The sequence below is a fragment of the Parabacteroides sp. PFB2-10 genome (assembly GCF_029893085.1).
Lineage (GTDB): Bacteria > Bacteroidota > Bacteroidia > Bacteroidales > Tannerellaceae > QVMG01.
Window position 1 is genome coordinate 58,144 of sequence record NZ_JARXWI010000016.1, and the last position, 12,270, is coordinate 70,413.

Annotated in this window: 9 protein-coding genes; 7 read left to right on the forward strand and 2 right to left on the reverse strand. The window is 47.8% G+C overall.

What is annotated here, in order from left to right; translation table 11 throughout:
• Positions 1 to 17 precede the first annotated feature (17 nt).
• The 5 genes from M2137_RS12390 (at position 18) to M2137_RS12410 (ending at position 4,221) form a co-directional block, all read left to right on the forward strand.
• Positions 18 to 1,427, forward strand: a complete 1,410-nt coding sequence (locus M2137_RS12390; protein WP_280766762.1) for a DUF4374 domain-containing protein — start codon at positions 18 to 20, stop codon at positions 1,425 to 1,427.
• Positions 1,428 to 1,442: 15 nt separating this feature from the next.
• A complete protein-coding gene (locus tag M2137_RS12395; RefSeq protein WP_280766763.1) occupies positions 1,443 to 2,420 on the forward strand; it encodes a ferric reductase-like transmembrane domain-containing protein in 978 nt (325 codons plus the stop codon).
• A gap of 70 nt (positions 2,421 to 2,490) precedes the next feature.
• The gene (bamD, locus tag M2137_RS12400; RefSeq protein ID WP_280766764.1) at positions 2,491 to 3,300 is read left to right on the forward strand and encodes an outer membrane protein assembly factor BamD; all 810 of its coding nucleotides are present in this window, start codon (positions 2,491 to 2,493) and stop codon (positions 3,298 to 3,300) included.
• Positions 3,301 to 3,340: 40 nt separating this feature from the next.
• A complete protein-coding gene (locus M2137_RS12405) occupies positions 3,341 to 3,673 on the forward strand; it encodes a DNA-directed RNA polymerase subunit omega (protein ID WP_280766765.1) in 333 nt (110 codons plus the stop codon).
• An 89-nt stretch (positions 3,674 to 3,762) separates the two neighbouring features.
• On the forward strand, positions 3,763 to 4,221 hold the full coding sequence (locus M2137_RS12410) for a DUF4293 domain-containing protein (protein WP_280766766.1): 459 nt from the start codon (positions 3,763 to 3,765) through the stop codon (positions 4,219 to 4,221).
• Positions 4,222 to 4,300: 79 nt separating this feature from the next.
• Here the strand turns inward: M2137_RS12410 and M2137_RS12415 are convergent, their stop codons facing one another.
• The gene (locus M2137_RS12415) at positions 4,301 to 5,203 is read right to left on the reverse strand and encodes a nucleotidyltransferase (RefSeq protein ID WP_280766767.1); all 903 of its coding nucleotides are present in this window, start codon (positions 5,201 to 5,203) and stop codon (positions 4,301 to 4,303) included.
• Between the two features lie 375 nt (positions 5,204 to 5,578).
• On the opposite strand from M2137_RS12415, the gene M2137_RS12420 reads away from it, so the two are divergent.
• Both M2137_RS12420 and nifJ read left to right on the forward strand, forming a co-directional pair.
• On the forward strand, positions 5,579 to 6,757 hold the full coding sequence (locus M2137_RS12420) for an AAA family ATPase (RefSeq protein ID WP_280766768.1): 1,179 nt from the start codon (positions 5,579 to 5,581) through the stop codon (positions 6,755 to 6,757).
• 133 nt (positions 6,758 to 6,890) lie between these two features.
• The gene (gene nifJ, locus M2137_RS12425) at positions 6,891 to 10,433 is read left to right on the forward strand and encodes a pyruvate:ferredoxin (flavodoxin) oxidoreductase (RefSeq protein ID WP_280766769.1); all 3,543 of its coding nucleotides are present in this window, start codon (positions 6,891 to 6,893) and stop codon (positions 10,431 to 10,433) included.
• 136 nt (positions 10,434 to 10,569) lie between these two features.
• On the opposite strand, the gene M2137_RS12430 is transcribed toward nifJ, so the two are convergent.
• On the reverse strand, positions 10,570 to 12,006 hold the full coding sequence (locus tag M2137_RS12430; protein ID WP_280766770.1) for a Gfo/Idh/MocA family oxidoreductase: 1,437 nt from the start codon (positions 12,004 to 12,006) through the stop codon (positions 10,570 to 10,572).
• Between the last annotated feature and the right edge of the window lie 264 nt (positions 12,007 to 12,270).

Genomic DNA, 12,270 nt, shown 5'->3' on the forward strand with positions numbered 1-12,270 from the left:
GTAAAACATTGGATAAAATGAAAAAGAAAAATTCAGTATGGGCTTTGATGGCCCTGTGCGCGGCTCTTTTGACAGCCTGCGACAGCGACAGTAACAACAACCTGCCAAACGGCGGGGAAGAAGAAAGTGTGGAAAAGTATATCGTAGCGGCATCGGGCGCCGAAGCGATCTATCTATTGGAAACAGACGATATCGAAGCGGGCTCGCTGACAACGGAAGGCGCTCCCGTAGAGGTGGAAACGGCTACGGCCTGGCTGTTCCCGAAAAATAAATATGCTTATCGCCTGGTTTATGCGCAGGGCAACGCGGGCACGGGCTCTTCTTATAAATTAGACGAGAGCGGTCATTTGGTGGAGCGTGAGATCGCGTTCAGCATCACCGACCGCTTTACGACCTACGGGATATATAAGGATCTTATTATCTGTGCCGCTTCGGGCGTAACCGACCAGTTCGACGCGGCCGATGCCGACAAGTCCTATCCGAAGTATGGGGTGACCTTTACTTACTTAGACACCGAAGAACAAACCAAACACACCAAGACTATTGTAACGGAAGACTTCCTTGGCAATGGCGAACGCTATACGGTATCCGGCATTGTGGAGTCCGATGGCAAGTTCTTTACCGCGCTCTGTTCGGAAGGGTTTAGCCCGTACGGCGTTTGGAAAAACCATGATGCGATAGTAGAGATGCTGACTGCCGCGGGCGAAGATGTCGATGCGACCGTTACCAAAACCGAAGCGGGACTCTACAGCAGTATCGGGTCGACGATGTATCCCAACGAAGTAGCCGTGGCTATCTATGAAGGAACCAGCTTTGAAAATCCAACCATCCTGACCGACGATCGTTTGAGTACGGCTACTTCCCGCTATCGTTCACAGTATTATTCCAACATAGCTGTGGCGGATAATGGTGATGTGTATGTGTTCTCCGCCAACCATGCCGGAGCGCGCGAAGGTATTTTTCAATCAGACAGACCATCGGGGGCTCTTCGTATTAAATCGGGCGCGGCCAGCTTCGATAAAGATTATTTCTGTGATATCACCACCTTGTCGGATGGACGTAGCCTGTTTAAGGTATGGCATATTTCGGGGAACTACTTCCTGTTGCAGATGTTTGCCGAACCGGGATTCTATACCAGTGGCATGAACCAGAATACCAACCGTCTGGCGATCCTGAAGGCCGACACCAAAGAATTTGCCTGGGTGAGCGGCATGCCCGACGACGATGCGATCAGCAGCCTGGGCAGTTCGCCCTATTTTGAGGAAGGGAAAGCCTATATGCCGGTTGTTTTCCGGAAAGCGGATGGTGAGGAAGTGGCCGATGATCCTGCGGTTTATATGATTGACGCGGCAACAGCGACAGCCACAAAGGGCTTAAGCATCAAGGCAGACAATGGTGTCAGCGCGATTGGAAAGTTACATAATTAAGAAAATAATATACGCATGATAAAAGTATTAATCGACCTGCTCACATTCCTGCGAACCACCGTGCCATTGCTCTTTTGCGTGGCGGTGTTTGCCCTCTTGTTTATATGGCTGGCCAAATCGATAAAGAAGTATTATTACATCTATTATACCCTGTTTGCCATCCCCTTTCTGATGGTAGTCGTACCCTCTCTGCTTCGGATATTCGGCGTAGAGACCTCGTTTAACTTCACCCGGATCCCGGTATTGGGCGAGATCCTTCGCGACTATATCCACATGGCAAGTCTGGGACATCCGCTGTTGATTATTATCATGTATATGGGGGCGCTCGATGTAAAGAACACATACGTGAAGCGATTGATGAGCATCCGCAAAGAGATATCGATCCTATCCGGCTTCCCTATCCTGACCCACTCATGGATCCGCGTCATGAATAATTTCCCGGAGGCGCTGAAATACTTCACCGATCACGCGGAGTTCATGGAAAACCCGCGGGTGACCAGCGCCTTGGGAGCCGGCATTACCAATACGGTACTGGTATTGGGTATTGTGATGCTTGTGTTGTTCTTTATCCTTTGGATCACCTCCTTCGATACCGTCCACAAACGCTTGGGCGGCATTCGGTGGAAGAAGATTCAACGGTGGTCGTATGCGCTCTATGCTTTATTATTCATCCATGCGATGGGGTTGCAGGTGGGACGAATGGTGAGTAGCGCCGCCACCACCAAGCCTCAGACAGAGGTCGTAGCAAAAGCGCAGGAAACCCGGCCGGCACAGGGAGGTGGTGGCGAACGTACGCAGGCGACCCCTCAGGCACAAGGCGGACATGGCGGGCGTACACCGTCCAAAGGTCTTGCCGATATCAAAGTAAATAACACCGCCAAACAGTGGATTAGCGTTTCTTCTCTCCTATTAATTTACGGCTCCTATCTGATTCTTCGGGTACGAAAAGCAGGAAAAAAGGGGAAAAAGAAGGGGATATCTATTACAGCATAGGCATTTATTAACGTTTTGTGTTTCGTATATTGATGAGATTGCACTAACTTTGCGGGCTAAAAGTATGCGAATGAAAAAGGTCTTCCTATTTTTGATGATGAGCGCCTTGTTCTTTTCCTCGTGTGGAGAATACAACAGGGTATTGAAGAGTACGGATTATGAATACAGATATTCATACGCCAAGAAATACTTTAATGAGAAAAAGTACACCAAATCGGCCGCCTTGTTAGAAGATTTGTATCAGAACTTCCGTGGAACGGCTTATGCGGAGGAATCTCTTTACCTGTTAGCACAAAGCTATTACGGGCAAAAGGACTACCAGACTGCTTCTCAGTATTTCGAAACATACTACACGATGTATGGAAAAGGGGAATATGCTGAGTTGGCACGTTTCTATTCCGGATACGGACTTTACCTGGATTCGGCCGATCCTCGCTTAGATCAGTCGATGACCTATAAAGCCATCGAGCAGATGCAACTCTATCTGGAGAGTTATCCGCAAAGCGAACGCGCTGCGCAAGCGCAGGAGGTGATGTTCGAGTTGCAGGAGAAACTGGCTTTGAAAGAGATGATGGCCGTTCGATTGTATTTTAATCTGGGTTTATACATGGGGAACAACTATGAGTCTTGCGTGATTACGGCGCAGAATGCATTGAAGAATTATCCGTATACCAAATACAGGGAAGAGCTGATGTATTACATAGTGCGTGCAAAATATGAAGTAGCCTTAGTGAGTTTGGACGAGAAACTGCAGGGACGCTACCGCGAAGTGGTGGATGAGTATTACAACTATGTCAATGCGTTCCCGGAAGGGAAATACCTGCGCCAGGTAGAACGCTACTTCAATTATGCGAGCAGCCGCATACAGGACTCGTATTAAGTCAACCCTCAAAAGGAAATTTTTAATTAATCAAATCAATATGGATTACAGAAAATCGAATGCTCCGGCAAACACCGTTACGCGTGATATGATGCAGATGTCTGCCGACACGGGTAATATCTACGAAACGGTAAAGATCATCGCTAAACGGGCGAATCAAATCAGTGTAGAAATGAAAGGTGACCTGGAGAAAAAACTGCAGGAGTTCGCCTCTTACAATGATAACCTGGAGGAAGTGTTTGAAAACCGTGAACAGATAGAGATTTCACGTTATTACGAAAAACTGCCGAAATCAACCTTGATCGCTACCCAGGAGTACCTGGAAGGAAAGGTATACTACAAGAACCCGGCGAAAGAAAAGAATAACTTTTAAGAAATGGATAATTGATAATGGATAATTGATAATGAGGTAAAAAACCATCTTATCAATTATCCATTTTCAATTTTCAATTATACAGAACCATGTTACAACGAATACAAACAGTTTATCTTCTACTTATAAGCCTATTATTTATCGCGTTATTGTTTATGCCGTTGGCTATTATCACGGGCGATCAGGCATATCGCTTTGATGTGACCGGCTTAAGTACTATGCTTCCCGAGGTAGAGCTTCTTTTCCCGACATGGGGATTGTTTGCGCTGACGGCAATCATAGCTTTATTGGCCTTTGTGACGATTTTTCTATTCAAAAACAGAATACTTCAGATCCGTATTTCCATTTTCAATGCGCTATTGATGGTGGGTTTCTACGCGTTGGTGTTCTATTATGTGTACAACATCAAAGGCGATATGGAGGTGGCAACGATCAGCATTAAGTTCGGTTTGTCTTTCCCGTTGATAGCCCTTATCCTGGATTGGCTGGCCATACGGAATATCGGAGCAGACGAAGCCTTGGTGCGCTCGTTGAATCGTTTGCGTTAAGAGTCAATTATTAAATAATAAAAGCCCCTCGTTTGCCAAATCGGCAGACGAGGGGCTTTTATATTGTGGCTATTTGAGTTTAGAATAGCTTCTGAGGATATTCACCGGCATCGACCAGCGCCTGAATCTTAGCCACCACATCGGGGCGGTCGGCAGCGTAGGTCACCCCAAACCATTTGGAGGTCGTATCCAATACCTTTACCCGGGCAGTCCCCTCGGTGATCAATTTGTTTACCATCAACGGAATAAAATATTCGCTTTTCAGGTTGCCGCTGTTGGCTTTCAGAAAGTCTACAAAGAAATCTTCCGAGTACTTGAAATAGTCAGGAGTGAATCCCCACATATTCATAGAAACCGGCGTGTTCGGATCCAATACAACCTTCTGATCGTTTTCGTCGATAAACTGGATCTCGCCGTCTATCTCTTCGATCGCGGTTCTTTCCACCACACCCGTCAGATAGCCACCTGCACTGGTTTCGCATACGCCTCGTGCCACTGATCCACTTTCGCTCAGGGTGTTACCCACGCGGTAGCCAACCATGCAATAGTCGTTTTGTTTGCCTTCCATCTCCATCAAGGCCTTGCCTAACACAGCAAAACTGTCGCGTCCATAAAAGTCATCGGCATTGATAACGGCAAACGGCTCATGAATCACCTCTTTACCCATCAGTACCGCATGGTTGGTTCCCCATGGTTTTTCGCGCCCTTCCGGCACACTGAACCCTTCGGGCAGTTTGTTTAACTCCTGAAATACCACCTCTACCGGAATATGATCTTCATATTTAGAAATGATTTTTTTGCGGAAATCCTCTTCGAAATGTTCGCGGATAACAAACACCAATTTGCCGAATCCGCCACGTATCGCATCGTAAATCGAATAATCCATGATTGTTTCACCGTTCGGCCCCAGTCCGTCCATCTGTTTTAACCCTCCGTAGCGGCTTCCCATACCGGCCGCTAATACAAATAATGTAGGTTTCATAGTTTGTAATCTTTAGAATGTTTAATGTTAGAATTTTTTGCAAAGATAACAACTCCTCTCCTATAACTTGCCTTTTTAAAATATCATTTTGCTCTGCGCTTCCCCGATTGACAATTTGTCAAAATCGCGGGAGAATTTTTCCGAAATCCCGGGACTATTTTCACAAACTCCCGGGAGAAACATTTTTTAACGTATCATATTGTAAAGCAAAATGGCTATTTTGCTATCAAAATGTCAATTGCTTTCACTCCCGTCAAACGAACTTATTTGATAATTCCGATTTTATAATCTGGAACTTTTTTTGCAATCTCGGTATTGCAATTCGAGAATGTTTCCTATCTTTGTGACCACTAAAAAACAAGAGAGACGGAAGGCGTGGAATCATTTTTCAAAACACATAAGTATCTTGTTGAGCACCTGTACTCTCCGGTGCGTCGCGGCTTGATGGATGAGATCGACTGGAACGATCGGTTGATTGGAATCAAAGGTTCGCGTGGGGTAGGGAAGACGACATTTCTCTTGAGTCTTGCCCGGGAACATTTCGGCGCGGACAACAAAGAATGTCTCTACATCAATCTGAATCATTTTTATTTTACGGAACGCACACTGATCGACTTTGCTTCGGAATTCCGTGCGAAAGGGGGCAAAGTGTTGCTGTTGGATCAGGTGTTTAAATACCCTGATTGGTCGAAAGAATTGCGCTATTGCTACGATCATTTCACGGATCTGAAAATAGTCTTTACCGGATCGACCGTGATGCGTCTGAAAGAAGAAAACCCGGATCTGTCGGGCAAAGTGGCTTCTTACCACCTCAGGGGATTCTCTTTCCGGGAGTTCCTCAATCTGATGTCGGGCAATAGTTTCCCGATGTACACCCTGGAGGAGATTATAGCGAATCATGAAGAGATCGCCAAGCGTATCTGCTCGGTGGTGAAACCGATGGCCTACTTCCAAGACTATCTGCATCATGGCTTTTATCCCTTTTTCTTAGAGAAGAGAAATTTCTCGGAGAACCTGTTGAAGACCATGAATATGATCCTTGAGGTCGACGTATTATACATCAAACAGATCGAACAGACCTATCTGCCGAAGCTCCGGAAACTGCTCTACCTGTTGGCCACCAACGCGCCATGCACGCCCAATGTGAGCCAGTTGAGCAAAGAGATCGAGACATCGCGGGCAACGGTGATGAATTATATCAAATACCTGACGGATGCGCGGTTGATGAATATGCTCTATCCGGTAGGGGAGGCTTTCCCGAAAAAGCCATCCAAGGTGTATATGTACAGCTCCAACCTGATTTATCCGATCCGCCCCGAGGAGGTGAATATGCAGGCGGTGCGCGAAACATTCTTCTTTAATCAGTTGATGAAGGACAGTATCTTGAATGAAGCGCCCCGGAATGCTCATTTTCTGGTGAATGAAACTTATCATTTCCGTATTGAAGAGAATGTGAAAATAAAGAACAATCCGGATTTCTATTATGCGGTAGATAAAACGGAAATAGGCGAGGGCAATATGATCCCGTTGTGGCTGTTTGGGTTCTTGTACTAATTGTTAATTATGAATTGTTAATTGTTAATTAAAAAGGCGATTGACAATCAGGGATTTGAAATGGGAAATCTTGTAATTAACAATTGATAATTAACAATTAACAATTAAATAATTACTAATAGTTTATTGGTTTATGACAAAGCAAAAGAAATTTTTAACCTGTGATGGTAACCAGGCTGCTGCGCATATCTCGTATATGTTCAGCGAAGTAGCTGCGATTTATCCTATCACACCATCGTCTACTATGGCAGAATATGTAGACGAATGGGCTGCTGCCGGACGTAAGAATATTTTCGGCGAAACAGTGTTGGTGCAGGAAATGCAATCTGAAGGTGGTGCGGCTGGTGCCGTTCACGGTTCGTTGCAGGCCGGTGCCTTAACTACGACCTACACAGCTTCTCAGGGGCTGTTGTTGATGATCCCTAATATGTACAAGATCGCCGGTGAATTACTACCTTGCGTATTCCACGTATCGGCTCGTACATTGGCGTCTCACGCGTTGTCAATCTTCGGTGACCACCAGGATGTGATGGCTTGTCGCCAGACAGGCTTCGCTATGTTGGCTGAAGGTTCGGTGCAGGAGGTGATGGACCTGGCTGCTGTTGCGCATCTGTCTACCCTGAAGTCTCGTGTTCCTTTTGTGAACTTCTTCGATGGTTTCCGTACTTCTCACGAGATCCAGAAGATCGAAGCGTTGGAAAACGAAGACCTGGCTCACCTGATCGACCAGGATGCACTGGCTGAATTCCGTGCTCGCGCATTGACTCCTGAGAACCCGGTAGCCCGTGGTATGGCGGAAAACCCGGATGCCTTCTTCCAACACCGCGAATCAAGCAACTCATTCTACGAAGCGGTTCCTGCTATCGTAGAAGAATATATGAACGAACTGTCGGTGATTACCGGACGTAAATATGGCCTGTTCGACTATTACGGCGCGCCGGATGCCGACCGTGTGATCATTGCTATGGGTTCGGTAACGGAAGCGATCCGCGAAGCCATCGACCACCTGACCGCTCAGGGCGAAAAGGTTGGTTTGGTAGCTGTTCACCTCTATCGTCCGTTCTCAGCGAAACATTTCATGGCCGCTGTGCCTAAGACGGCAAAACGTATCGCTGTACTCGACCGTACCAAAGAACCGGGAGCTAACGGTGAACCGTTGTATCTCGACGTAAAAGACTGCTTCTACGGACAGGAAAACGCACCGGAGATCGTAGGTGGTCGTTATGGATTGTCTTCAAAAGACACTACGCCGGCTCAGATCCTGGCCGTTTACGAAAACCTGGCGATGAATATGCCGAAGAATCACTTCACTATCGGTATCGTTGATGATGTTACCTTCACCTCTCTGCCTCAGAAAGAAGAGATCGCTATGGGTGGCGAAGGCATGTACGAAGCGAAGTTCTACGGTTTGGGAGCTGACGGTACGGTAGGTGCCAACAAGAACTCTATCAAGATTATCGGCGACAATACCGATAAATACTCTCAGGCATACTTCTCTTATGACTCTAAGAAGTCGGGAGGTTTCACCTGTTCACACCTTCGTTTCGGAGATACACCGATCCGTTCGACTTACTTAGTGAATACGCCGAACTTCGTGGCTTGCCATGTACAGGCTTACCTGCGTATGTATGATGTAACTAAAGGGTTGCGTGAAAACGGTACCTTCCTGTTGAATACCGTATGGGATGGCGAAGAACTGGCAAAACACCTGCCTAACAAGGTGAAACGTTACTTCGCACAGAAGAATATCACTGTTTATTATATGAACGCGACGCAGATCGCCTTGGAAATTGGTCTGGGCAACCGTACCAACACCATCCTGCAATCTGCGTTCTTCCGCATCACACAGGTGATTCCTGTTGATCTGGCTATCGAGCAGATGAAGAAGTTTATCGTGAAGTCTTACGGTAATAAGGGTGAATCAATTGTCAATATGAACTACGCGGCTGTTGACCGTGGTGGCGAATACAAGCAACTGGCTGTTGATCCGGCATGGGCTAACCTGGCGGACGATGAAGCGGTAGCTAACAACGATCCGGCATTTATCAACGAAGTAGTTCGTCCGATCAATGCACAGGATGGCGACCTGTTGCCGGTTTCAGCTTTCAAAGGAATCGAAGACGGTACCTGGATGCAGGGAACAGCTCAGTATGAAAAACGTGGTGTAGCTGCCTTCGTTCCGGTATGGAATGCCGAAAACTGTATCCAGTGTAACCAGTGTGCCTACGTTTGTCCTCACGCTTCTATTCGTCCGTTCGTGTTGGATGAGGCAGAGATGGCAAATGCTCCGCAGGTAGATTACCTGGATGTAAAAGCTCCGGCTCAGATGAAAGGCATGAAGTTCCGCATTCAGGTCGATGTATTAGACTGTCTGGGTTGTGGCAACTGTGCTGATGTATGTCCGGGCTTCAAGGGCAACCAGGCGTTGAAGATGGTTCCGCTGGAATCTCAATTGAACGAAGTGCCTAACTGGGAATATATGACCAAGCAGGTGAAGAGCAAACAACACCTGATCGATGTGAAGATGAACGTGAAGAACTCACAGTTCGCTACGCCGTTGTTTGAGTTCTCCGGCGCTTGCTCGGGTTGTGGAGAAACACCGTATGTGAAGTTGGTGACTCAGTTGTTCGGCGACCGTCAGATGGTAGCCAACGCGACAGGATGTACCTCTATCTACTCCGGTTCTGTTCCTTCTACGCCTTACACTAAGAACGAAAAAGGACAAGGTCCGGCTTGGGCTAACTCCCTATTCGAAGACTTCTGCGAGTTCGGCTTGGGTATGCAACTGGCGAATGAGAAAATGCGCGAACGCTTGGTTCGTTTGATGACTCAAATGAAAGAAAACGGCATCTCTGACGAAGGTAGAGAACTGATCGACGCTTGGATCGCTAACCGCGAAGATGCGGATAAGAGCCGTGAACTGGCCGATAAGATTGCTCCGATGGCGAAAGCCAACGCTGCCAACTGCGATATCTGCAAACAGGTATCCGAACTGAGCCATTACTTAGTGAAACGTTCACAGTGGATCATTGGTGGTGACGGTGCTTCTTACGATATCGGTTACGGAGGTCTCGACCACGTGATCGCTTCAGGCAAGAACGTAAATATCTTAGTGCTCGATACCGAGGTGTACTCTAACACCGGTGGTCAGTCATCGAAAGCAACGCCGGTAGGTGCTATTGCTAAGTTTGCGGCAGCCGGAAAACGCGTACGCAAGAAAGACCTGGGTATGATCGCTACGACATATGGTTATGTATATGTTGCTCAGATCGCGATGGGTGCCGACCAGGGACAGACCCTGAAAGCCCTGCGCGAAGCCGAAGCCTACGACGGCCCATCTTTGGTTATCGCTTACGCTCCGTGTATCAACCACGGTATCCGCAAGGGTATGGGTAAGAGCCAGGCGGAAGAGAAAGAAGCCGTAGCTTGTGGTTACTGGCACCTGTGGCGCTACAACCCTGCGTTGGAAGCCGAAGGAAAGAATCCGTTTACGCTCGATAGCAAAGAACCCGACTGGTCGAAGTTCCAGGACTTCCTCAAAGGCGAGGTGCGCTTTGCCTCTGTGGCGAAACAATACCCGGCCGAAGCAGCCGAATTGTTCCAAGCTGCCGAAGACAATGCGAAGTGGCGTTACAATAGCTACAAACGAATGTTAAGCCTGAACTGGGGCGAATAAAAAAAAGCGGCTGCTCATCGAGCAGCCGCTTTTTTTTAAATTGATAATAGGTACTTTTTTTAAATTGATAATGGGTAATGGATAATTGATAATTAGGGTTTCACTCCATTATCAATTATCCATTATCAATTATCCATTACTTATAATATTCCTCCCATCCCTGTCGTGGTACCGCTGCATAGAGCAGTTGGTTAGCGATCGGATCGTTGGTGATCTGTTTCTTTTCGCGGTCGAAGATCAGCTTCTTGCCTGTCCACTGGGCTAACACGCCGAGGCAGAACACCTGGCTCAACGGCCCTGCAATGGAGAACGGCGAACGCGGTTTCTCTTTACCCATACAGCTCAACAGGAAGTTGGCAAAGTGGTTCGACGGGCTTTTGGGTACCTCCGGCAGTCGCGACGCCATCTCTTTCGCTTTCTCTTCGGGAATGATCGAAAGGGTGCTGCCATGTGAACCTCCCTTGAAAGTCAATTCTTTTGAATAGATCTCTTTTCCGGGATTCAGTTTGGCCGGTTGTATCTTGCCTCCTGCCACGGGCGGAATGTTCGGGTCGATCTCCGATACCCCGTATCCATCGGGCACAGCCGGAATATTATCCAATCCGTCATACCAGGTGATATCTACGGCAGGCATACCGGCACGTTCCGGGAATTTAAACAATAATGTAGAAGACATCGGATAGAAGAACGGATTATGATCTTTCAGGTAGATTGGATCGATCTCTGTCGGCAATCCCAGATCCAGAAATTCATGGATCGTATCCAGGATGTGCGCTCCCCAGTCGCCCAAGGCACCCATGCCGAAGTCGTACCAGCAACGCCATTGTCCGTTGTGATAGGCATTCGCGTTGAAGTCATGATAATGCGTCACGCCCAACCAGGTGTCCCAGTCTAAGGTAGAAGGGATAGCTTCTGCTTTGGGGTAAGCGGTCATTTTCGGATCGAATTCATGCCAGCGGCGGGAGTTGTTCATATGAGCCGTCACGGCGGTCACATCCTTGATGATACCCGCCTCTTTCCAAGCTTTGAACTGGAAGTAGTTGGCTTCGGAATGTCCCTGGTTACCCATTTGAGTCACCACGCCATATTTCTTTTCGGCCGCCATCATCAGTTCGCATTCATAGAAGGTACGCGCCATGGGTTTCTCCACATAAACATGCTTGCCGCGCCGCATCGCCTCCATGGTGATGGGGAAATGCGAATGGTCGGGTGTCCCAATCGACACGGCATCGATCTGATTGCCCATCTTGTCGAACATCTTGCGGTAGTCCTGGAAGCGCGGAACGTTCGGAAACATTTCCGCGATCTGCTTTGTCTGGCGGGCGCCCATATCGACGTCGCACAAGGCAACGATATTACACAAACCGGTTTTATACAATTCTTTGGCGATCTCACCGCCTCGGTTGCCTATGCCGATCAACGCCAGGTTGACTTTGTCGTTGGCACTGATGCGTGCCCCTCCGGGCAGTGTAGATGCTTTGGCCGAAGTCCATGCGGTAGGAATAGCCGTGGCCGCCGACAGGGCGATAGCCTGTTTCAGGAAATGACGGCGGGAGTTTTCATTTGAATTCATGGTACAATTATTTATCTATTTATGATGTTTGCGCAAACACTAAGCGATTGTAAGGAAACAAAGATAAGATGATAATCAATACTTCAACAACAATGAAAGCAAAAAATAACAATCCTTTACAGCCAATTGATTATTTTTCGCTTTTATATGCCGACCTAAGCTGCCGATATTTCTATCGTCGAGGGGGGGGGGGGGGGGGGGTGGGGGGGGGGGGGTGGGGGGTGGGGGGGGGGGGGGGGGGGGTGAATGGGGGTGGGAGGGAGA

Coding starts and splice junctions, on each gene's coding strand:
- M2137_RS12390 (WP_280766762.1), top strand. CDS start 18: ATGAAAAAGAAAAATTCAGTATGGGCTTTGATGGCCCTGTGCGCGGCT.
- M2137_RS12395 (WP_280766763.1), top strand. CDS start 1,443: ATGATAAAAGTATTAATCGACCTGCTCACATTCCTGCGAACCACCGTG.
- bamD (WP_280766764.1), top strand. CDS start 2,491: ATGAAAAAGGTCTTCCTATTTTTGATGATGAGCGCCTTGTTCTTTTCC.
- M2137_RS12405 (WP_280766765.1), top strand. CDS start 3,341: ATGGATTACAGAAAATCGAATGCTCCGGCAAACACCGTTACGCGTGAT.
- M2137_RS12410 (WP_280766766.1), top strand. CDS start 3,763: ATGTTACAACGAATACAAACAGTTTATCTTCTACTTATAAGCCTATTA.
- M2137_RS12415 (WP_280766767.1), bottom strand. CDS start 5,203: ATGAAACCTACATTATTTGTATTAGCGGCCGGTATGGGAAGCCGCTAC.
- nifJ (WP_280766769.1), top strand. CDS start 6,891: ATGACAAAGCAAAAGAAATTTTTAACCTGTGATGGTAACCAGGCTGCT.
- M2137_RS12430 (WP_280766770.1), bottom strand. CDS start 12,006: ATGAATTCAAATGAAAACTCCCGCCGTCATTTCCTGAAACAGGCTATC.